At 62.6% G+C, this 21,671-nt stretch carries 21 protein-coding genes; 5 read left to right on the forward strand and 16 right to left on the reverse strand.

Annotated features, from left to right (window positions below; translation table 11 throughout):
* The first annotated feature begins 187 nt into the window (after nucleotides 1-187).
* A complete protein-coding gene (locus ABD884_RS14495; protein ID WP_345046983.1) occupies nucleotides 188-448 on the forward strand; it encodes a hypothetical protein in 261 nt (86 codons plus the stop codon).
* A 6-nt stretch (nucleotides 449-454) separates the two neighbouring features.
* Here ABD884_RS14495 and ABD884_RS14500 read toward each other — a convergent pair whose 3' ends face one another.
* The 3 genes from ABD884_RS14500 to ABD884_RS14510 all read right to left on the reverse strand — a co-directional run bounded on the left by ABD884_RS14500 (nucleotide 455) and on the right by ABD884_RS14510 (nucleotide 5,402).
* The gene (locus ABD884_RS14500; protein WP_345046987.1) at nucleotides 455-976 is read right to left on the reverse strand and encodes a GNAT family N-acetyltransferase; all 522 of its coding nucleotides are present in this window, start codon (nucleotides 974-976) and stop codon (nucleotides 455-457) included.
* Nucleotides 977-1,040: 64 nt separating this feature from the next.
* Entirely contained in the window at nucleotides 1,041-4,052 is a 3,012-nt protein-coding gene (locus tag ABD884_RS14505; protein ID WP_345046990.1) for a bifunctional [glutamine synthetase] adenylyltransferase/[glutamine synthetase]-adenylyl-L-tyrosine phosphorylase, read from the reverse strand.
* 9 nt (nucleotides 4,053-4,061) lie between these two features.
* Nucleotides 4,062-5,402 carry a glutamine synthetase family protein gene (locus tag ABD884_RS14510; protein ID WP_345046992.1) on the reverse strand — a complete coding sequence of 447 codons (1,341 nt, stop codon included), beginning with the start codon at nucleotides 5,400-5,402 and terminating at the stop codon, nucleotides 4,062-4,064.
* Nucleotides 5,403-5,594: 192 nt separating this feature from the next.
* Between ABD884_RS14510 and panB the strand changes: the two genes are divergently transcribed.
* Nucleotides 5,595-6,494: a 3-methyl-2-oxobutanoate hydroxymethyltransferase gene (panB, locus tag ABD884_RS14515; RefSeq protein WP_345046995.1), complete on the forward strand. Its 900-nt coding sequence runs from the start codon at nucleotides 5,595-5,597 to the stop codon at nucleotides 6,492-6,494.
* 24 nt (nucleotides 6,495-6,518) lie between these two features.
* On the opposite strand, the gene ABD884_RS14520 is transcribed toward panB, so the two are convergent.
* Complete coding sequence (locus tag ABD884_RS14520) at nucleotides 6,519-6,683, reverse strand: SPOR domain-containing protein (RefSeq protein ID WP_345046997.1); 165 nt, start codon at nucleotides 6,681-6,683, stop codon at nucleotides 6,519-6,521.
* Between the two features lie 114 nt (nucleotides 6,684-6,797).
* Between ABD884_RS14520 and map the strand changes: the two genes are divergently transcribed.
* Nucleotides 6,798-7,676 carry a type I methionyl aminopeptidase gene (map, locus tag ABD884_RS14525; RefSeq protein WP_345046999.1) on the forward strand — a complete coding sequence of 293 codons (879 nt, stop codon included), beginning with the start codon at nucleotides 6,798-6,800 and terminating at the stop codon, nucleotides 7,674-7,676.
* Between the two features lie 72 nt (nucleotides 7,677-7,748).
* Nucleotides 7,749-8,552: a polyphosphate--glucose phosphotransferase gene (gene ppgK, locus ABD884_RS14530; RefSeq protein WP_028266734.1), complete on the forward strand. Its 804-nt coding sequence runs from the start codon at nucleotides 7,749-7,751 to the stop codon at nucleotides 8,550-8,552.
* 48 nt (nucleotides 8,553-8,600) lie between these two features.
* Here the strand turns inward: ppgK and nrdR are convergent, their stop codons facing one another.
* The 3 genes from nrdR to ABD884_RS14545 form a co-directional block, all read right to left on the reverse strand.
* A complete protein-coding gene (gene nrdR, locus ABD884_RS14535) occupies nucleotides 8,601-9,095 on the reverse strand; it encodes a transcriptional regulator NrdR (RefSeq protein ID WP_028266733.1) in 495 nt (164 codons plus the stop codon).
* A gap of 168 nt (nucleotides 9,096-9,263) precedes the next feature.
* Nucleotides 9,264-10,637 carry a histidinol dehydrogenase gene (gene hisD, locus ABD884_RS14540; RefSeq protein WP_345047002.1) on the reverse strand — a complete coding sequence of 458 codons (1,374 nt, stop codon included), beginning with the start codon at nucleotides 10,635-10,637 and terminating at the stop codon, nucleotides 9,264-9,266.
* A 9-nt stretch (nucleotides 10,638-10,646) separates the two neighbouring features.
* Nucleotides 10,647-11,195: a hypothetical protein gene (locus tag ABD884_RS14545; protein WP_345047004.1), complete on the reverse strand. Its 549-nt coding sequence runs from the start codon at nucleotides 11,193-11,195 to the stop codon at nucleotides 10,647-10,649.
* 158 nt (nucleotides 11,196-11,353) lie between these two features.
* Between ABD884_RS14545 and ABD884_RS14550 the strand changes: the two genes are divergently transcribed.
* Nucleotides 11,354-11,812, forward strand: a complete 459-nt coding sequence (locus ABD884_RS14550) for a flavin reductase family protein (protein ID WP_345054821.1) — start codon at nucleotides 11,354-11,356, stop codon at nucleotides 11,810-11,812.
* A gap of 10 nt (nucleotides 11,813-11,822) precedes the next feature.
* On the opposite strand, the gene dnaE is transcribed toward ABD884_RS14550, so the two are convergent.
* From dnaE to ftsZ, 9 genes are all read right to left on the reverse strand, one after another.
* Nucleotides 11,823-15,380, reverse strand: a complete 3,558-nt coding sequence (dnaE, locus tag ABD884_RS14555; protein ID WP_345047007.1) for a DNA polymerase III subunit alpha — start codon at nucleotides 15,378-15,380, stop codon at nucleotides 11,823-11,825.
* Between the two features lie 61 nt (nucleotides 15,381-15,441).
* Nucleotides 15,442-16,368: an RluA family pseudouridine synthase gene (locus tag ABD884_RS14560; protein WP_345047009.1), complete on the reverse strand. Its 927-nt coding sequence runs from the start codon at nucleotides 16,366-16,368 to the stop codon at nucleotides 15,442-15,444.
* A complete protein-coding gene (gene lspA, locus ABD884_RS14565; protein ID WP_345047012.1) occupies nucleotides 16,361-16,957 on the reverse strand; it encodes a signal peptidase II in 597 nt (198 codons plus the stop codon). Before lspA ends, ABD884_RS14560 begins: the two co-directional genes overlap by 8 nt.
* Before the next feature lie 93 nt (nucleotides 16,958-17,050).
* The gene (locus ABD884_RS14570) at nucleotides 17,051-17,734 is read right to left on the reverse strand and encodes a DivIVA domain-containing protein (protein ID WP_345047015.1); all 684 of its coding nucleotides are present in this window, start codon (nucleotides 17,732-17,734) and stop codon (nucleotides 17,051-17,053) included.
* 165 nt (nucleotides 17,735-17,899) lie between these two features.
* Nucleotides 17,900-18,187: a YggT family protein gene (locus ABD884_RS14575; RefSeq protein ID WP_028266726.1), complete on the reverse strand. Its 288-nt coding sequence runs from the start codon at nucleotides 18,185-18,187 to the stop codon at nucleotides 17,900-17,902.
* Nucleotides 18,188-18,288: 101 nt separating this feature from the next.
* Nucleotides 18,289-18,819, reverse strand: a complete 531-nt coding sequence (locus tag ABD884_RS14580) for a cell division protein SepF (protein WP_028266725.1) — start codon at nucleotides 18,817-18,819, stop codon at nucleotides 18,289-18,291.
* An 88-nt stretch (nucleotides 18,820-18,907) separates the two neighbouring features.
* Complete coding sequence (locus ABD884_RS14585; RefSeq protein WP_345047021.1) at nucleotides 18,908-19,693, reverse strand: YggS family pyridoxal phosphate enzyme; 786 nt, start codon at nucleotides 19,691-19,693, stop codon at nucleotides 18,908-18,910.
* A complete protein-coding gene (locus ABD884_RS14590) occupies nucleotides 19,686-20,381 on the reverse strand; it encodes a purine nucleoside phosphorylase YfiH/LACC1 family protein (protein ID WP_345047024.1) in 696 nt (231 codons plus the stop codon). Before ABD884_RS14590 ends, ABD884_RS14585 begins: the two co-directional genes overlap by 8 nt.
* A 38-nt stretch (nucleotides 20,382-20,419) precedes the next feature.
* Nucleotides 20,420-21,652, reverse strand: coding sequence for a cell division protein FtsZ (ftsZ, locus tag ABD884_RS14595; protein ID WP_345047028.1), 1,233 nt, complete (start codon nucleotides 21,650-21,652; stop codon nucleotides 20,420-20,422).
* Nucleotides 21,653-21,671 lie beyond the last annotated feature (19 nt).

Below are 21,671 nucleotides of genomic sequence, written 5' to 3' on the forward strand. Positions count from 1 at the left end.
TGATGATTGCTTTATCGCTGTGCAAACCTCAGCAACCTTACTGTAAGTAAGCTTATTACTCCAATCGGCACTCGCGAAAGCCTGTCGCCGCAGCGAAGGGCGTGATACTTTCAGCGTGATCAGGATGCCTTGGGCGATTCCTCTCCCAAGAAGCTCCTGACGCAACTTCTGAAAGCGGAGGCACAAGATGACGACACTAATGATCTTTCATGAGGTCGATGACGTTGAGCACTGGCTCAGCTCACCACAACGGGGAGAAATCTTCGGACCCATGGGTATGACAGTTCGAACGTTCGTCGACCCGGCAAAGACCAACCGCGTCGGGCTGATCGTGGAAGTGCCCGACCTGGAAACGTTCCAACGGATGATGGAGTCAGAGGCTGCGGCCGAGGCGATGAAGGTCGACGGCGTACGCCCCGAAACAATCGTGATGCTCGTCGAGTCCTAGATACCCCTAGTCGCGGAAAGCCCGATACATGGTCCGCTGCGGACCGGCGGAACCGCCCAGGTACCTTCCAGTCTCGGCAAAACCCGCTTTGGCGTAAGCAGCCTTGGCCGCCGGATTGCTCTCGTTGACCGAAAGTACGACGCCGGCCTGGCCGCCGCCCAGCCTCTTTGTCAGCTTGAGGGCTTCCCGGGCGGCTGCGGCTGCCGCCAACGCACCAAGGCCCCTCCCTTGGTGCGCCTGGTCGATCAGGAACCCCCGCAAGAGCCACGCGGATTCGTCGTCCGGCCATCCTGCCAAGCTTGCGGCACCAGCCTGCAAGGTGAAGACTCCGACGGCTGCGCCTGCCGCTTCAACCACGTACGGCAGGCGGCTCTCGTCTTCCAGGCCCATGAGCATCATCCTGAAAGGGTCGCCAACGAAATCCTCTTGTCCCGCGGCCAATTCCATGGTCGCGACGTCGCCGAGCGTCACGGCGCGGGCGTCGTCGTCGAGATCCTTCAAGGGAATGAGCCACACGGTGTCACGCATCTTTCGAGCTTAGCGGTCTCCGGGCTCCGCCCGTCGGCTCCGGCCGAGGGTCACTGACCGGAGGTCACTGGCCGTAGAAATCCTTTTCGAATACAGCTCGGGTCCGCCGGCTCAGGCGCAAGTAGTCCTCTTCAAGCATCGCCGCCTGGCCGGGAGCGTAGCCACACCACCGGGCCACAGCCTCCAGGTCCCGCCGGGAGGCAGGCAGGAGATCGGAGGCGCGGCCGGTGCAGATCACATTCGCCGAACGGATGCGGCTCGCGAGGCGCCACGCTTTGCGCAGCAACACGATGTCAGCCTTGGCGATCAGGCGCAGCGACTCAATTGCGTCGAGGGCCTGCAAGGTGGAGGTGGTCCGGAGTTGCGGATGACGCCCCGCGTATTGGAGTTGCAGCAGCTGCACAAGCCATTCGACGTCGCTGAGTCCGCCCCGGCCGAGCTTGACGTGCCGTGCCGGATCGGCGCCCCGGGGAAGGCGTTCGGATTCGACCCGGGCCTTGACGCGTCGAATCTCGCGCAGATCCGTATCTGCGAGCGATTCCGGGTAGCGGATCGGGTTGATGAGCCGGACGAATTCGGCCGCCAATTCGTCGTCGCCGGCCATGGGCTGAGCCCGCAACAGCGCCTGGGCCTCCCAGATGAGGGACCAGCGCCGGTAGTACTCGGCGTAGGAATCCAGGGAGCGGACCATGGCCCCGTTCTTCCCTTCGGGGCGAAGGGCTGCGTCGACGGCAAGCACCCGCTCCGCCAGGATGGCCGGCTTGAGGGGTTGGGTCAGCAAAGTGGAGATGTGCCCCACAATGGCGAGCGCCTGTTGCTGGGCTTCGGACTCGCTCGCTCCCGGAAGGGCGCGATGGACGTACATGACATCGGCATCCGAGCCGTAGCCAATCTCTCGTCCGCCTTGTCTTCCCATGGCAACCACCAGCACCTGGGTCTTGAGGGGCCCTTCGGTCCCCACGATGGCCTCGGCGACGTGCAAGGCGCCCAACACGGCAGCCCGGTCGGCGTCGGCCAATGCCACGCCCACTGCGTCCTGCTCCAGGAGCCCGGAACTGTCCGCAATCGCGATCCGGAGGATTTCCCGGCGCCGGATGAGCCTGATAAGCCGCATCGCGTTTGCGGGATCGGCATGGCGTGAGAGCTTGGATTGGATTTCCTGCCACTGCGCCTCGAAGCCGATCGGCATAAGATCCTTGTCGGAACCAAGCCACGCAACCGATTCCGGGGAAACCTCCAGGAGGTCGGCAATCAGCCGTGAGTTGGAGAGAACATGGCAAAGTCGCTCGGCGGCTGCCTGCGAATCCCGCAGCATTCCGAGATACCAGTGCGTGGTTCCGAGGGCTTCGCTGACGCGGCGGAAGGCCAGCAAGCCGGCGTCGGGATCCACTCCTTCGGCGAGCCAGCCGAGAAGGATGGGGAGCAGCTGACGCTGCAAAGCGGCACGCCGGCTGACACCCGCCGTCAAGGCTTCAATGTGGCGCATCGCCCCTTGCGGATCACGGTAGCCAAGAGCCGCAAGGCGACCCTGGGCAGCTTCCGGCGTGAGCCGGGCATCCTCGCTGCTCAACTTCGCGGCAGTGTTGAGAAGCGGCCTGTAGAAGATCCGGTCGTGCAGCTCCCGCACGGACCGTTTGGTCTTCTGCCAGGTTTCGACCAGCGCATCCGGATGCGGCCTGCCCGTGGAAAAGGGACCCAGGACGGCCTTTGCAAGGAACCGCAAGGATTCCTGGCTGGTGGGCATGAGGTGGGTACGGCGCATCTGGAACAACTGGATCCGGTGCTCAAGAACCCTCAAGTAGCGGTATGCGGCGTCGAAGGCAGCGGCATCGACCCGGCCAATGTAGCCGCCTGTGGACAGCGCGGATATCGCCGAGGTGGTGTCCCGGCAACGAAGGGTTTCGTCGGACTTTCCGTGGACGAGTTGCAGGAGCTGCACCGTGAATTCGACGTCGCGCAGGCCGCCCGGCCCGAGTTTGATCTGGCGCTGTTCATCCGCCGGGGCGATGTTGTTCGTGACCCTGCGGCGCATCGCCTGCACCGATTCAACGAAGCCTTCCCGTCCGGCCGAAGCCCAGACGAGCGGCTGGACAGCCTGCTCGTACCTCGCGCCCAGATCCTTGTCCCCGGCGATGGTCCGGGCCTTGAGAAGTGCCTGGAATTCCCAACTTTCGGCCCACTTCGCGTAGTAGCTCAAGTGCGAGGGCAAGGTCCTGACCAGAGGACCCGATTTCCCCTCGGGCCGCAGGTTCGCGTCGACTTCCCACAATCCGGGTTCTGGAGCTGTGGAGGAGATAGCGCGGGAGATGCCGGCTGCAAGCGCGGTACCGATGGTCGCAGCCCTCGCGTCATCCAACTCCGGCGCCTCGATGACGTAAATGACATCGACGTCGGAAATGTAGTTCAGTTCGCGGGCACCGCATTTGCCCATACCGATCACGGCCAGCGCGACGCCGGCAATCTCGGCGGGATCGAACGTCGCCGCCGCTTCGGCGCGGGCCACCGCCAGGGCGGCCTCTATCGCCGCACCGGCGAGGTCAGCCAGTTCAGCGCCGACGGCGGGCATGAAATCCTGGGGACTGGCTGCGCAGAGGTCCTTGATGGCTAGCTCGGTCAGCCCACGCCGGTAGGCCGTCCGGAGCGCGGCATATGCACCAACCCCCGTTACCCCGGCGACCGGCCTCGGAGAGTTGGGGTCCGCCTTCACCGAGCGGAGGAGCTTCATCTGCAGCTCACCGGCGTCGGCGGACAGCGGCTCAGGGCTGACACGGACGTCGAAGACATCCAAATGCTCCGGATGCCTGATCAGGAACTCCCCTAAGGCCTCGGAAGCCCCCAACAAGCGGTAAAGCGGCTCACTGCGATCCGGGTGCTCTCCCGCAAGCTGCCTAAGTGAGGGATGCTTCTCAATCAAACGGACGAGCGACTGAAGCGCGGTGTCCGGGTTGGCGCTCAGATGCAGTCCGGCGAAGATCGTGTCTTGATCTATGCCCTCGAGTTCGCGCGCAGCAAGGAACCGCTCGCCCTTCTCGAGATCGCTGAAGCCGGCCGAGATGAGCCGGCGGGCCAGACTCACACTCACGGTCTAGAGAATGCCGAGATTGCGCTTGAGCTCGTAAGGGGTGACTTGGAGCCGGTAGTCCTGCCACTCCGAGCGCTTGTTCCGCAGGAAGTGGTCAAAGACCTGTTCGCCGAGGATATCGGCCACGAGTTCAGAATCCTCCATGGCCCGGATTGCATCGTGGAGGCTGGCTGGCAGCGGAGTGTGCCCCATCGCCTTGCGCTCGGCCGAGGTCAGCGACCAGACGTCGTCTTCAGCTGCACCCGGGAGCTCGTAGCCTTGCTCGATACCCTTGAGCCCGGCGCCCAGCAACACTGCGTAGGCGAGGTATGGGTTGGTGGCGGAGTCGATCCCGCGGTATTCGATCCGCGCGGACTGCCCCTTGCCCGGCTTGTAAAGCGGCACACGAACCAGGGCAGAACGGTTGTTGTGGCCCCAGCTCAGATAGCTCGGAGCTTCACCTCCACCCCAGAGACGCTTGTACGAATTGACGAACTGGTTGGTGACGGCGGTGAATTCCGGAGCGTGCCGCAGGATACCGGCAATGAACTGGCGGGCGGTCTTGGACAGCTGGAATTCGGCGCCTGCCTCGTAGAAGGCATTCGCGTCACCCTCGAACAGGGAGAAGTGGGTGTGCATGCCCGAACCCGGGTGATCGGTGAACGGCTTGGGCATGAATGTGGCGTAGGTGCCCTGTTGTAGGGCCACTTCCTTGATCACAGTGCGGAAGGTCATGATGTTGTCCGCAGTCTGGAGCGCGTCGGCGTAACGGAGATCGATCTCGTTTTGGCCGGGTCCGCCCTCGTGGTGGCTGAACTCCACGGAGATCCCGACGGATTCCAGCATGGTGACCGCCGTGCGGCGAAAGTCTTGTGCCACGCCACCGGGTACGTGGTCGAAGTAGCCGCCTTCGTCAACGGGAACAGGCACGCCGTTGGCGTCAAGTTCCTGGGACTTGAGGAGGTAGAACTCGATCTCAGGATGGGTATAGCAGGTAAAGCCCATATCGGCGGCCTTCGCGAGGGTGCGCTTGAGCACATTCCGCGGATCGGCAGCCGACGGCTCGCCGTCGGGCGTCAGAATGTCGCAGAACATTCTGGAGGTCTGCTCTGTTTCGCCGCGCCAAGGGAGGATCTGGAACGTGGAGGGGTCCGGCTGGGCCAACATGTCGGATTCGAACACCCTGGCGAGCCCTTCAATGGCCGATCCATCGAAACCGAGGCCTTCTTCGAAGGCACCCTCCACTTCGGCCGGCGCGAGCGCCACTGACTTCAGGGAACCGACGACGTCGGTAAACCACAAGCGTACGAAGCGCACATCACGCTCTTCGATAGTTCGCAGAACGAACTCTTGCTGGCGGTCCATGGGGCCTCATTTCAGGGTCAACGTCCATGCCGTGGGTTCGGGGAGTTCGAAGCCGACGACAACTCAGCATTTACTCTACTAAGCATTGGCCCGGAATGGCTGCAGGCCCGGTCCCCGTAACACAGCGTTTACAAATGCCTCGCCCCGCTGCCGCCGGTGGCTACGACAGCCGGTACCGCATACGCTCTACTCATGGCCCCAAGCAACAAATCTGATTCCAGCATGCCCGCCGAAGTTCCCGCCCCCTACGGAACAGGACCTGCCGTTGCAGGTGCCGGGGCTTCAGCGCCGAAGCCCGCTACCAGGATCCGCACGCACCACCTCCAGCAGGCCAAGGACAAGGGTGAGCGTTTCGCGATGCTGACCGCCTACGAGCAGTACACGGCCGAAATTTTCGACGAAGCCGGCATCGAAGTCCTGTTGATCGGCGATTCTGCATCCAACAACGTCTTCGGAAACGAAACCAGCCTCCCGGTCACCGTCGATGAGCTCCTGCCGTTGTGCCGTGCGGTGTCCCGGTCGGCCAAGCGCGCGCTGGTAGTGGCCGATCTCCCCTTCGGAAGCTATGAGGTCTCGCCGGAACAGGCTGTGGCGACGGGTGTCCGTTTCCTGAAGGAAGGTTTGGCCCACGGCGTCAAGATCGAAGGCGGCGCGTTCTATGCGGGAACTGTGCGGGCCATGGTCCAGGCAGGCATTCCCGTCATGGCGCATATCGGCTTCACGCCCCAGAGCGAACACTCCCTGGGCGGCTACCGCGTCCAGGGACGGGGCGATGACGCCAACCGTCTGGTCGAAGACGCAATTGCCCTCGCCAATGCCGGAGCTTTCTGTGTGCTCATGGAGATGGTTCCCGCAGAAACCGCAGCCGCAGTCGATGCCGCTATTGAAGTGCCCACTATCGGAATCGGCGCAGGCAACGCGACCACGGGACAGGTTCTGGTGTGGCAGGACATGGCCGGACTTCGCGGCGGCAAGATGGCCAAATTCGTCAAACAGTATGCGGATCTGCGCACCACGCTCAGCGAAGCCGCGAGGGCGTACGCCGACGACGTCAGGTCCGGGCAGTTCCCCGGCCCGGAGCACTCTTTCTAGGACCAGAGCCGGCCCTCGTCGCCGCTAGTCCTCTTCGTCTTTGTCCCAGGCATCGTTGCGGGCTTTGACCTTTTCGAGGGCGTGCTCGGCTTCTTCGCGGGTCTTGTAAGGACCAATCAGCTGGGTCCAGTCCGACAACGCGTCTTCTTCGATCTGGTGTGTCTGAACGTTGTACCAGTACTCCGCCACGGTTCCTCCTTTGCTCCTCCCGCCGGAACGCCGGCGGGCCAGTCGGCCTGCGACCGGGCTGTTATTTAGCTACTTAGTTACTTGCGTCTCGCGCGTGCCTTATATGATCAATCTATGCCTTCTCCCGCTCTGACTGCACCCATCGGCACGCTCACCCGAGGAACCGTCAGCCCACAGCTGCCTGTACCGGCGTCCATCCCGCGTCCGGAGTACGTTGGAAAGCCCGGACCGGCTAAATTCACCGGTTCCGAAGTCAAATCGGCGGAGACCATCGAGAAAATCCGTATCGCCAGCAAGATTGCCGCCCAGGCGATCGTCGAGGTCGGAAAGCACATCGAGCCAGGCGTCACGACGGACCAGTTAGACCGGATCGGGCACGAGTTCATCCTGGACCACCACGCTTACCCGTCAACCCTTGGCTACCGCGGCTTCCCGAAGTCCCTGTGTTCTTCCCTCAACGAGGTCATTTGCCACGGAATTCCGGACAGCACGGTGGTGCGCGACGGTGACATCCTGAACATCGACATCACGGCCTACATTAACGGCGTCCACGGCGACACCAACTACACTTTCCTCGTGGGGGACGTGGACGAGGAGTCCCGACTGCTGGTTGAACGCACCCAGGAATCGCTGAACCGTGCCATCAAAGCAGTAGCTCCCGGCCGCGAAATCAACGTGATCGGCCGGGCTATTCAGTCCTACGCGAAACGCTTCGGCTACGGTGTGGTCCGCGACTTCACCGGCCACGGGGTCGGCGAGGCCTTCCACACGGGCCTGATCATTCCCCACTACGACGCCGCGCCGGCCTACAACACCGTGATCGAAGCGGGCATGGTCTTCACGATTGAACCCATGCTCACCCTCGGCACGATCGAGTGGGACATGTGGCCCGATGATTGGACCGTAGTGACCCGGGACCACAAGCGGACTGCGCAATTTGAACACACCCTGTTGGTCACCGAGACCGGCGCCGAAATCCTGACTCTTCCTTAAACTGTCCGGAAGGTCACCTGCAGCCCTTCCGGCTATGACCTGCCCACCCCTCCTGCCATGAACGGAATCGCATTGACCAAGAAGGATGAGAAGATCCACAAGAACGGCCCGCTGATCGGCATCGACGTCGGTGGCACCGGCATCAAGGGTGGCGTCGTCGATCTCAAGAAGGGCAAGCTCGTCGGGGACCGCCTTCGCATTCCCACCCCCCAGCCGGCCACGCCCGAGGCCGTCGCCGAGGTTATCGCGCAAATCGTTGACGAGTTGTCTTCCCGCTCGGACGCCCCTGCCAAGGGTTCGCCTGTGGGCGTCACCTTCCCTGGAATCATCCAGCATGGTGTGGTCCGTTCTGCCGCCAATGTGGACAAGTCCTGGATCGACACCGACATCGATTCCCTCCTCACCAAGCGACTGGATCGCCCCGTCGAGGTCATCAACGACGCCGACGCAGCCGGCCTCGCGGAAGCCCGCTACGGAGCGGGCGAAGGCGTTAACGGCACCGTGCTCGTCATCACCCTCGGTACCGGAATCGGCTCGGCCTTCATCTTCAATGGCCACTTGGTGCCCAATGCCGAGCTCGGCCACCTCGAGGTGGACGGCCACGACGCGGAAACCAAAGCGTCCGCCGTCGCGCGCGAACGCGATGGCTTGAGCTGGGAAGAGTACAGCGTCCTGCTGCAGCGCTACCTCTCCCATGTGGAGTTCCTGTTTTCCCCTGAGCTCTTCATCATTGGCGGCGGGATTTCGAAGCGTTCCGATGAGTATTTCCCGCACCTGAAGTTGCGTACGCCCATCGTTACGGCGGAGCTGAAGAACGACGCAGGAATCGTCGGAGCGGCCCTCGACGTCGCCCTTCACCACAAGCTTGCCAAGTAAGTGATGCCGGTGGCGGCTGCGGCTTCCCCTCCGCAGCCACCACCGGAGCTAGAGTGCGCTCTTCTCGGAGCTTTTGCCGGGGCCCTTTGCTGCATCCTCGGCCTCGTGGCGAAGGAGCGAGATGGCTGATTCGAAGTCCTCCAGGGATTCGAAGGCCTGATAGACGCTGGCAAAGCGCAGGTAGGCGACCTCGTCCAGTTTCTGGAGCGGACCAAGGATGGCCAACCCGACCTCATGGGCATCGATTTCCGCCGCACCCGAGGAACGGATGTTTTCTTCGACTTCCTGGGCCAGCATCGCGAGGTCATCCTCCGTCACCGGCCTGCCCTGGCAGGCCTTGCGCACACCGTTGATGATCTTGATCCGGCTGAAGGGTTCTCCCACGCCCGATCGTTTGATGACCGACAGGCTGGTGGTCTCAACTGTGGTGAAACGGCGGCCGCATTCGGGACACTGCCGCCGACGCCGGATGGCTGACCCGTCGTCGGCCATGCGACTGTCAACAACGCGCGAGTCAGGGTTTCGGCAGAACGGACAATACACGCTGGACCTCCCCTGCTCGGTTCCGGCCCGCTGCCCCCGCGCCAGGAGCGGCCGGGAACGCAAAGGTGCCGGAAGTTTGACTTCCGGCACCAGTTTACGGCTAGATCAGGCCTAATGACAAGAATGTAACTACTATATGTAGTAGTGCCCACCCATACATGTAGTGGTCTAGCCGCCAGCGAACCGGATCTTGACGGCGTCGCCGTGGCCCGGAAGGTCCTCGGCGTCGGCAAGACTCACAATGTGTGTGCTGACCTGTTCCAGCGCGACCTTGTTGTAGTTGATGACCTGGATGGCCCGCAGGAAAGTTGTCACGTTCAGCCCGGAGGAGAAGGCTGCGGTACCGCTCGTAGGCAACACATGGTTGGAGCCCGCGCAGTAGTCCCCCAAGCTGACAGGGCTGTAGTCCCCCACGAAAATCGCGCCGGCGTTGCGGATCCTTGCAGCCACTGCGGGCGCATCCGCCGTCATGATTTCCAAGTGCTCTGCTGCGTAGGCATCGCAGACCGCAATGCCTTGCTCAAGGTCATCAACCAGCACCACGCCTGATTGCGGCCCCGACAACGCCGTGCTGACTCGTTCCCCGTGCTTCGTGTTTCCGGCCTGAACCTCGAGCTCCCGCTGAACCGCCGACGCAAGTTCCTCAGAATCGGTGATCAAGACCGACGCCGCCTTGGGGTCGTGCTCGGCCTGGCTGACAAGGTCCGCGGCCACGAGCGCCGGGCGGGCCGAAGCATCAGCCAAAATGGCGATCTCCGTGGTCCCGGCCTCGGAGTCGATCCCCACGACGCCTTTTACCAGCCGCTTGGCGGTGGCCACGAAGATGTTTCCGGGACCGGTCACAACGTCCACTGGCTCGATGGGCTGCTCGTCTCGAGCACCCGGGATCCCATACGCAAAAGAGACGATCGCTTGAGCGCCACCGATGGCGTAGACCTCGTCGATTCCGAGCAAAGCGGCCGCGGCGAGGATGGTGGGGTGGGGCAAGCCGCCGAAGTCCTTTTGGGGCGGCGAGGCCAACGCAATCGAAGCGACTCCGGCAGCCAGGGCCGGAACCACGTTCATGATCACCGAAGAAGGGTACACGGCGAGCCCGCCAGGCACGTACAACCCCACCCGGCCCACCGGCACCCACTTCTGACTGACGACGGCGCCGTCCCCCATTTCCACGTCGATGTTCGCGGGCCGCTGGGCGTCGGCAAAACGCCGGGCACGGCTGATGGATTCCTCCAGAGCCGCACGGACCGCCGGCTCCAGATTTTCAAGAGCCTCGGCGAGGGCGGCGGCCGGCACCCTCGGGTGGGATTGTTCCACGCCGTCGAACGCCAGAGCCAACTCGCCCAGCGCTTCAAAGCCCCGGGAGCGGACGGCGGCAATGATGTCAAGGACCTTTTGCTCGGCGTCCGCCATGGTTTGATGCTTCGCCCGGGGCACCGTGGCGCGCAGTTCGGCCAACGTCAGGGACCGTCCGCGCAAGTCAATGCGGCGGAAGTCCAGGGGCAGGGCGGCGGTGTCGGCAGGATTCTCCGGAAAAGTGGTCACCAGATCATTTTACGGGTCGAGCGGCTCTGCCTCCGGCTGGCGTCCCATCAAGCCGAAAAGAGTCAGGAAGAAAGTCACGAGGGCGATCGCTCCGGGCCACAGCAAGAGTGCCGCCATCGACCGCAAGGAGAATCCGTTGGCCGCGTCGCTGGAAACGGGACCCCACCACTGCGCGGCCAAGAGGCCCACCTGCCAGGCCACCAGGGCCCCTGCGGCGCCGCCGAGAACCGCCAGGAAGGTACGGATGCCCTGACCTGGCTTCTGCACCTTGCTGTCGAGGAGGATGGCCGTGAAGCAGCCTGCAAGCAGGAGAATCCCGGCCAAGACCACATCCCGCGGAAAGCGGCCTGCAGAGGCAGACGGATCCGCGAGGGCAGGATTTCCAGAGATGACATTAAGGCCGCCCGGGGCCAACACCCACCAAACGAGGCCGAGCCCTATGCCCGAAGCAACGGGCACGGCGAGCCATAGCCACCATCTCGGTGCCCGCGTTTCCGTGTCCGCACCGGCTCCTGTCACAGGGGCGGAGTCGAGAACATTCGATGTTGGCTTGGTCATGACACAAACATTAACAAACCTTCCTGAAAGCTCCACAAGTAAGCTCCCTGGCGGGCCGCGGAATACGCTGAACCCATCAGCTTTATTACTAGTACATCATCAGGAGATCGAGCAAAGTGTCGTCGGACAAACCGGCTTTCGAAGCAACGTTCAAGCAAATGTTCCGTCGGCATGCCGCCGGGGTTGCCATCATCACTGCCAACCTCAACAGCAAGCCGTTCGGCTTCACCGCGACCTCAGTCGCTTCGTTGTCGGCGGAACCGCCCCGATTCACGTTCAATATGTCCCGCAGTTCCAGTTCCTGGCCGGCGATTGCGAATTCGACATATATCGGCTTGCATATGCTCGGTCTCGAGAACCAGGCACTCGCGGACCGTTTCGCCCGTACCCAGGAACGGTTCGAGGGCGATCACTGGGAACCGGGCCCCTTCGATGTTCCCCTCCTGAAGAACGTGCCAGGTTGGCTGATCGGCAAGATCCAGATGCGGCTTTCCTTCGAAAACAACGCGATCGTGGTTGTCGAAGTCATCGACGGCCTGGTGGGCGACGAAGATACGCCCCTGCTGTACCACTCCGGCGCCTACGGACAGCCGGTTCCGCTCGACTACGAAATCTGACTCGCCGGGATCAGCTGTCCAGGCAGGTTGGACCCAGGAGAACCTTGAGGTCACCGAACAGCGACGGCGTGGGATTCACGCGCAGGTGCACCGGCAGGCCCATGACCTCCACTTTGGAGTCGCCTTGCAGATGGAGCCTGACCTCGGAGTTTCCCCGGTGGGTGTTCAAGACGTCGCGAAGATCGGTGACAACAGCCTCGGTTGCCTTGTAGGTGGGCATCGTAATGACCAGGGGACCGTTGGTACTTTCACTCAAGTCCGGAACCGAGAGCTCCATGCAGTTCAAAGTGACCGCACCGTCGTCGCGCCGTTGCAAACGGCCCTTGACTACCACGATCAAGTCCTCCGCCAGCACCGAGGCAATCGGGCCGTAGACCTGGCCGAAGAACATGACCTCGATGGATGCCCCGAGGTCTTCGATCTCGGCCCGCGCGTAGGCGTTGCCGCTTGCCTTGGCGATCCTGCGGCTGAGGGACGTGATCATGCCGGCAATGGTGACGACGGCGCCGTCGTGCGGTCCGTCTTCGCCCAGGATCGAGGTGATCGACTGCTCGGCATGCTGGCTCAAGACGCCTTCAAGCCCTTGCAACGGGTGGTCCGAGACATAGAGCCCAAGCATGTCGCGCTCGAAGGCAAGCTTGTCCTTCTTTTCCCATTCCGGCAGGTCCGGGATCTCCGTGCTCAGGGAGGCCTCGGGTTCCTGGTCCTCGAAGCCGGCAAACAGATCGAACTGGCCAATCGCTTCGTTCCGTTTGAGTGTGATGACGGAGTCGATCGCTTCTTCGTGGACCATGGCCAACGCACGGCGGTGATGGCCCAGGGAGTCGAAAGCACCGGCCTTGATGAGGGACTCGATAGTGCGCTTGTTGCAGACCACCGCCGGAACCTTCATGAGGAAGTCCTTGAAGGTGGTGTAGGCGCCTTCGCTCGCACGGGCTGCCACCATGGCCTCCACGACGTTGACGCCAACATTGCGGATGGCCCCCATTCCGAAGCGGATGTCAGTTCCCACAGGGGTGAAGTTGAGGCTTGACTCGTTGACGTCGGGCGGCAGGACAGTGATGCCCATGCGCCTACATTCATTGAGGTAGATGGCCGATTTGTCCTTGTCATCGCCCACGGAAGTGAGCAAGGCAGCCATGTATTCGGGAGCGTAGTGGGCCTTCAGGTACGCAGTCCAGTAGGAGATGACTCCGTACGCGGCCGAGTGCGCCTTGTTGAACGCATAGTCGGAGAACGGGAGCAGGATGTCCCACAGGGTTTTGACGGCAGCCATGGAGTAGCCGTTGTCCTGCATGCCTTGGGAGAAACCAGCAAACTGCTTATCCAGTTCGGATTTCTTCTTTTTGCCCATGGCACGGCGCAGGATGTCGGCTTGGCCCAGTGAGTAGCCGGCCAGCTTCTGGGCCACGGCCATGACCTGCTCCTGGTACACGATCAGGCCGTACGTTCCGCCGAGGATTTCCTGCAGGGGCTCGGCGAGCTCCGGATGGATGGGGATGACCTCTTGGATCTTGTTCTTCCGGAGGGCGTAGTCCGTGTGGGCATTGGCGCCCATGGGGCCCGGTCGGTACAACGCCAACACGGCGGAGATGTCTTCGAAGTTGTCAGGCTTCATGAGCTTGAGCAGCGACCGCATGGGTCCGCCGTCGAGCTGGAACACACCCAAAGTGTCGCCGCGCGCCAGCAGCTCGTACGACGCCGCGTCGTCCAACGCCAGGTTCTCAAGATCGAGGTCGACGCCGCGGTTCATCTTGATGTTTTCCAGGGCGTCGGAAATGATTGTCAGGTTCCTCAGGCCGAGGAAGTCCATCTTGATCAGCCCGAGACCCTCGGACGTCGGGTAGTCGAACTGGGTGATGACCTGGCCGTCCTGGATACGGCGCATGACGGGAATGACGTCGATGATGGGGTCCGAGGACATAATGACGCCGGCGGCGTGTACGCCCCATTGGCGTTTCAGTCCTTCGATACCCAGGGCGGTCTCGAAGACCTTGGCCGCTTCGGGGTCCGTGCTGATGAGCTGGCGGAAGTCTCCGGCCTCGCCGTAGCGCTTGGCTTCCGGGTTCTGGATGTCCGCAAGCGGGATGTCCTTGGCCATCACGGCCGGCGGCAGGGCCTTGGTGAGCTGTTCGCCCATGCTGAACGGGTAACCCAGCACGCGGGAGGAGTCCTTGAGCGCTTGCTTGGTCTTGATGGTGCCGTAGGTGACAATCATCGCCACGCGCTCGTCGCCATACTTCCGGGTGACGTAGTCGATGACTTCGGAGCGGCGCCGATCATCGAAGTCGACGTCGAAGTCGGGCATGGACACGCGATCCGGATTGAGGAACCGCTCGAAGATCAGGCCATGTTCCAGCGGGTCGAGGTCGGTGATGCGCATGGCATACGCCACCATGGAGCCCGCACCTGAACCACGGCCCGGGCCCACCCTGATCCCGTTGTTCTTGGCCCAGTTGATGAAGTCGGCCACGACCAGGAAGTAGCCCGGGAATCCCATGGACGTGATGACGTCGAGCTCATAGTCGGCTTGCTTGCGCACCTTGTCCGGGACGCCTTGGGGGTAGCGGTAATCAAGTCCCGTGGCTACTTCCTTGACCAGCCAGGACGTCTCGTCCTCGCCTGGCGGGCACGGGAAGCGGGGCATGTAGTTTGCGCCCGTGTTGAAGGACACTTCGCAGCGCTCCGCGATCAACAAAGTGTTGTCGCAGGCCTCGGGATGGTCGCGGAACAGCTCGCGCATCTCCTGCGGGGACTTCAAGTAGTAGCCGCTTCCGGAGAAAGCGAATCGGGAGCCGCCATTGTCATAGGTGGGCTCGAGCAGGGTGGAGCCCGACTGGATCGCCAACAAAGCCTCGTGGGCCTTGGCGTCATGCTCATGCGTGTAGTGGAGGTCGTTGGTGGCCACGAGCGGAAGCTTCAGTTCCTTGGCCAGGCGCAGCAGATCGCCGGTGACCCGCCGTTCGATGTCCAGGCCGTGGTCCATCAGTTCGCAGAAGTAGTTTTCCGCACCGAAGATGTCGCGGAACTCGGAGGCCGCGGCCAGGGCCTCCCGGTATTGCCCTAGCCGGAGCCGGGTCTGGACTTCGCCCGAAGGGCAGCCCGTGGTGGCGATCAAGCCTTCGGAATACGTGTTCAGCAGCTCGCGGTCCAAACGGGGCCATTTGCCGAACACCGAGTCGAGGGAGGCAATCGACGATGCCCGGAATAGATTGCGCATGCCGACGTTGTTGTAGCTCAGCAGTGTCATATGGGTGTAAGCGCCACCACCGGAAATGTCGTCCTTCCGCTGGCTCTCCTCGCCCCAGCGAACGCGCTCCTTGTCGCCTCGCGCCGTACCCGGCGTGACATAGGCCTCGACGCCGATGATGGGCTTGATGCCTTTGTCCGTGGCCTTCTTCCAGAAATCGAAGGCGCCAAACAAGTATCCATGGTCCGTGGTGGCAAGCGCAGGCATCCCGAGCCGCTCCGTCTCATCGAACAACTCGGTGAGACGGGCCGCACCATCCAGCATGGAGTATTCGGTGTGGGTGTGCAGATGGACGAACGAGTCATTGCTGGAAGTCACCACGACAGTCTACCGGCAGGGGTCGCGAGGTTGGAGGGGCACGCCTGAAGCATGAGTCCCGCTACGCGTTGCCGCTTTCAAGAAGTTCCAGCGCATACTGCAGGTCCGCCGGGTATTGGCTGGTGACTTCCACCCATTCACCCGTGCGGGGGTGGGTGAAGCCAAGCTGGCGCGCATGCAGCCACTGCCGGGTTAGCCCCAGGTTCGCGGCCAGGCGTGGATCCGCACCATAGGTCAGATCCCCCGCGCAGGGATGCCGGAGGGCCGAGAAATGCACGCGGATCTGGTGTGTCCGGCCAGTCTCAAGGTGAATTTCCACGAGGCTCGCCTTGCCATAGGCTTCGAGGACTTCGTAGTGCGTTACGGAAGGACGGCCATCCTCGATCACCGCGAAACGCCAGTCATGCCCGGGATGGCGCCCGATGGGCGCGTCGATGGTGCCCTCCAGCGGATCCGGCAGGCCTTGGACCACTGCGTGGTACACCTTGTCCACGGTGCGCTCCTTAAAAGCCCGCTTGAGCACCGTGTAGGCGCGCTCCGTCTTGGCGACTACCATGACGCCGGAAGTTCCGACGTCGAGGCGGTGGACGATGCCAGCCCGCTCAGGCGCTCCGGACGTGGAGATCCGGTATCCGGCACCGGCGAGGCCCCCGACCACCGTGGGGCCGACCCAACCCGGTGACGGGTGCGCCGCCACACCAACTGGCTTGTCGATGACAACAAACTCGTCATCGTCCAACAGGATATTCAGGCCTTCCACGACTTCCTCCACGATTTCCAAGGGATCCCGGCGTTCGGGAACAGTGACTTCCAGGACGGACCCGGCGACGAGCTTCGCCGATTTGCCCACCGCACTCGCTGAGACGGTCACGTTGCCCTCGGCGATCAGCAAAGCAGCCGCGGAACGGGAGATATCCATTAGCTTGGCCACGCCTGCGTCCGCCCTGACGCCGTCCAGCTCTTCGGGCACCACGAATTGCTCAGACATCGCCGGGATCCTCGTCGGTCCTGGGCATGCCGGTTTGAGGCCGGGCGGCGTGCTGCCGGGAGCCATCGAGCCCAATCCCGCGCAGAGTCAGAAGGCAGATGATCGCGACGCCGGAAACCACTGCTGAGTCTGCGATGTTGAAGATCGCGAAATTGGGAAATTGAATGAAGTCCACCACGTGGCCCATGGCGAAAGAAGGCTCACGGAAAAGCCGGTCCGTGAGGTTTCCGAGCGCGCCACCTAGCAGGAGGCCGAGGGCAAGTGCCCACCAGGCCGACCCCAATCGACGCAGTTGGAACAAAATCACCACCGAAACGGCCGCCATAATGATCGTAAAGACCCACGTGACGTTTTCACCGATCGAGAACGCAGCACCGGAATTACGGATGTAGTACCAGTGCAGGAGCGGCGGAAGGACGGGGATCCGTTCACCTTCGACCATGGTGCTGGTGACCCAGAGTTTTGTCAGTTGGTCGAAGGCATACGCGAACACGGCGAAGCCTGCAAAGACCCAAAGCAGTGCGGGACGCCAGATGTGGGTTTTGATGCGGACCGGCTCCGTGGTGCCGTCAATTTGTTCGTCGCTCATAGTACTTTCATTCGGTAACCGTGGCTTTTGACGCCTTAACAGGCGAAAGCCGGTGGCCGAGGAATCCCCAGCCACCGGCTTTCAGAATACTTGCTAGACCTCTGCAGCGGCTTCGCCGACCTCAGGAGCCGCAACCGAGCCGCGGGCATCCAAGTCACGCAGCTGGCCTTCGATGTATGCCTTCAGGCGGGAACGGTAGTCACGCTCGAAGCCGCGGAGCTGCTCCACCTTGCGTTCCAGAACCGAGCGCTGCTGCTCGAGGGCACCGAGGATCTTGCGAGACTTGTCCTGCGCGTCGTTGACGAGGGTGGAAGCTTCGATCTGTGCCTCGGCAATGATCTTTTCCTTCTGCTGCTCACCATCAGCGACGTGCTTGTCGTGCATCTGCTGCGCCATGGCGAGCAGGCCCGCTGCGGACTCAGCAGAAGGAGAGCCGACAGAAGCGACTGGAGCGGGGGCCGGAGCGACGGGCGCCGATTCCTTCTTCTTGTCAGCTTCGGCTGCCTTGGCTTCGGCTTCCGCCTTGGCCTGGGCGTCCTTGTCGGCCTTCACCGGCGCGGGCACCTTTTCGATCACGGGTGCCGATACTGCGCTGGCGGGAACCGGGTTTCCGCCTTCGGCGAGCTTCTTGCGCAGCTCGTCGTTCTCTTGGTTCAAACGCCTCAGCTCGACAACGATTTCGTCGAGAAAGTCGTCGACCTCGTCCTGGTCGTAGCCTTCGCGGAACTTGGTCGGCTGAAAGCGCTTGTTGACAACGTCTTCTGGCGTCAAAGCCATCTGGTCACCTCGTTGGTCTAGTTAGTCAGTAGGCCTTCCGGCCGTTCAAAACTACGGTACCTAAATATCATCTGATTCCCCCAATTCAACACCATGTGTTGGCTCGAAGGATTGCAGCCCACGGGCCGAAGAAAACAGATCGTCGGAACATGCACTACGGAAAAGCTACGCCAGCGTCCAGACGAATCCCATCGCGATGCTGACGATGATAAACACGATCAGAAATGCCAGATCAAGCGACACTCCTCCAAGCTGCAGGGGTGGAATGAGCCGGCGAATCCGTTTCAGGGGCGGATCAGTCACGGAATACACCACGTGCGCGGTGACGAGCGCAGCGCCTCGGGGCCTCCACTGGCGAGCAAACATCTGCACCAGATCAAAGACGAGCCTAACGATGAGGGTGACCAGGAACAGCAGCAATGCAATGTAGATAAGGCCGAAAACTATGCCCACGGGTTAGCTCAGATCTCCTAGTTCGCCACTTTTCGGTCAGTCCCTCTATTGCAACACAGATGCCAGGCAGATCGCTCTGCCTGGCATCTGTGTCAATGGTGCTAGCTTTGGTTGAAGAACGTTGCCTGCGCCTCGCTGGCCTTCTTATCGTCGCCAAGGACTTCGACATACGACGGCGACAACAGGAATACCTTACTGGTGACGCGCTCGATGCTGCCATGGAGTCCGAAGACCAGGCCGGCCGAGAAATCAACGAGTCGCTTGGCATCTGCCTCGCCCATGTCCGTGACGTTCATGATCACGGGGATGCCATCCCTGAAACTTTCGCCGATGATCTTGGCGTCGTTGTAGGACCGGGGATGGACGGTGGTGATCTGCCTCAGTCCGGAGGCGTCTTCGCGGCTCGAAGCCGCACGCTTGATAGGTGTCACGGGTGCGCGGTATTCCTCTTCGGCGACAGGGGGGACTTCACGAACTACTTCACGTACAGGCGCAGGGGCGCGGCGCTCTTCGCGATCATGGTCAACTGAACGGTCCTCGTCAGCTTGCTGCATGTGCTGCTCAGACTCGTAGTGATCATCGCCATCGGCGAGCCCAAGATAAACCATTGTCTTGCGCAGTGCGCCAGCCATGCTGGACTCCTATCGTGTCTGCGGTAGGCGGGCCGCCCATGACTTGACATCGCTGAAATCCCGGCCCGTCGCTTCCAATACTTCGACGCTACCCCACCTGCGGACGCGAACCGAGAATATCCGAGCCAATTCTCAGGTGTGTCGCACCGAAGTGGACAGCAGCTTCAAGGTCCTGGCTCATCCCGGCGGATATCCCCACGGCACCCGGGTGCAACCGCCGCAGATCCATTGAAATACCGGCGAGTTTCTCGAACGCTTGCTCCGGGGACGCTCCGAGGGGAGCGACCGCCATCACGCCGGCTAGATGCAGCCCGGCTGCGGTAGCGATGGATTCGGCGAGGCGTTCGACGTCGAACGGAGCAGCACCGCCGCGGTGGGCACCGGCGTCGAACGGAGCAGCACCGCCGCGGTGGGCACCGGCGTCGTCCTCGAGGCTGACCTGGATGTAGCAGTCAAGATCCGGCCTGCCGGACTCGGACTGTTGCCGAGCAACCGCCTTGGCCAGGGCCTCGGAGAGCTGCGCACGATCAATTGATTGGACGGAGAATGCATACTTCGCGACCGACTTTGCCTTGTTGCTCTGCAATTGACCGATGAAGTGCCAGCGCACCGGGAGCCCGGCGAGCTCCGCGGACTTCCCTGCCGCTTCTTGGTCGCGGTTTTCGCCGACGTCCGTCACGCCCAGCGCCGCGAGCCGGGTGACATCCGCTGCGGGATGGAACTTGGTGACGACAATCAGTTGGGGCTCTTCGCTGCGTCCAGCCGCCAGGGTTGCCGCAGAGATTCTCTGCCGGACGGCGGCGAGCCGTTCCCGCAGTTCGACTGTCCGCGGATCAGTGCCGGCAGTACCAGCGGCCGGAGGGACTTCACTCATGCGTCCACACCAAACCTGCAAAGCGGCCTGTTTGCTGATTGCGCCGGTAGGAGTAAAGCCGGGCAGTCTCCCGGGTGCACTCCCCCGAGTACTCGACCGTGACGCCAAGCGCTTTCAACTGGGCCCGCACTCCGGCGGGCAGGTCCAGAGCAGGCGTACCCCACGAGGTTGTGGACCAGGTTTCCGGCACAGCGGCAGCAACGTCCGCCCGCAACTGTTCGGGAACTTCGTAGCATGCGCCGCAAATGGAGGGGCCCACCCAGGCGCTGATGGTCGCGGCACCGCGGCTGCGCATGTTCGCCACAGTGGCCGAAACGATATCTACAGCAACACCGGGCCGGCCGGCGTGGACCACCGCAAGGACTGAGTCGAGTTCGTCTTGCACTTCGCCCAACAGCACGACGGGGACGCAATCTGCCACCATGACCGCGAGCGGCTGGCCCCTGGACACCATGGCGTCAGCCGTTGGACCGTCGCCGTGCGCAGTGATGAATTCGACGGCGTTTCCGTGGACCTGGTTCATATATTGGAAATGCCGGTCGCCGAGCCCCGCTGCTGATTCCAGCCGGGCCCGGCGCGCCATGACGTCGTCAGGAATGTCCGCGACGTGCAGTGCGAGGTTGCCTGCATCGACATCGGTGAACGCGACCGAGACTCCTGGCCGTACTTCTTTTCGCCACCAAAACACTACTGTCCGACTCTCCTGGAATGACGTGAACGAACCGGCTACTTCAGGAAGTCCGGAACGTCCAGGTCGTCGGTGCGGCTTCCGGAGAGGTCCGGCTCAACGACGGCCGGAAGGTCTACGTCGAAACCCGAGTCGGCAGGGAGTGCCGAGGGGCGCTGCTGGCCCCAGTTACTCAAGCCCGAGGCGCCGATCCCGGCAGCAACGTGCTGCGGAGTCGAATAGGCCGGGGCAGCTGCGGGCGCTGCAGGACGGTCCGGGATCGAAGACGCCTGGTGCTGGCCCGACTGTTGGGAGGTGTGCTGGTTCATCGACGGTGAGGTGGCCTTGACGTCGTCAAAACCAGCGGCGATGACCGTGACGCGTGCTTCGTCACCCAAGGCGTCGTCAATGACGGCACCGAAGATGATGTTGGCCTCGGGGTGGGCCACTTCCTGCACGAGCCGCGCGGCTTCGTTGATTTCGAACAGACCGAGGTCCGATCCGCCCTGGATGGAGAGCAGAACGCCGTGGGCACCGTCGATCGACGCTTCCAGCAATGGCGAGGCAATGGCAAGCTCTGCCGCCTTCACCGCACGGTCCTCACCGCGTGCCGAGCCGATACCCATAAGGGCGGAGCCGGCGCCCTGCATGACGGACTTGACGTCGGCGAAGTCGAGGTTGATCAGGCCGGGCGTCGTGATGAGGTCCGTGATGCCCTGAACACCGGACAGGAGTACTTGGTCAGCGGAACGGAAGGCGTCCAGGACGGAGACGTTACGGTCGCTGATGGAGAGGAGGCGGTCGTTGGGGATGACGATGAGGGTATCGACTTCGTCGCGCAAGGCATCGATACCGGCCTCGGCGGAACCGGCGCGTCGGCGGCCTTCGAAAGTGAAGGGCCGCGTCACCACACCGATGGTCAGGGCACCGAGCGAGCGTGCAATCCGCGCCACGACGGGGGCGCCGCCGGTTCCGGTGCCGCCGCCTTCGCCTGCAGTGACGAAGACCATGTCGGCTCCACGAATTACTTCTTCGATCTCATCGGCGTGGTCCTCGGCGGCCTGGCGTCCGACGTCGGGGTTGGCGCCTGCTCCCAGACCGCGCGTGAGCTCGCGTCCGACGTCGAGCTTGACGTCCGCGTCGCTCATGAGGAGAGCCTGGGCATCGGTGTTGATAGCGATGAACTCGACGCCGCGAAGGCCGACTTCGATCATTCGGTTAACTGCATTCACGCCACCGCCGCCGATGCCGACGACCTTGATGACGGCCAAGTAATTCTGCGGTGCTGCCACGTTTCGTGCCCCTTGCTTG

The organism is Arthrobacter methylotrophus (genome assembly GCF_039539965.1).
GTDB lineage: Bacteria > Actinomycetota > Actinomycetes > Actinomycetales > Micrococcaceae > Arthrobacter > Arthrobacter methylotrophus.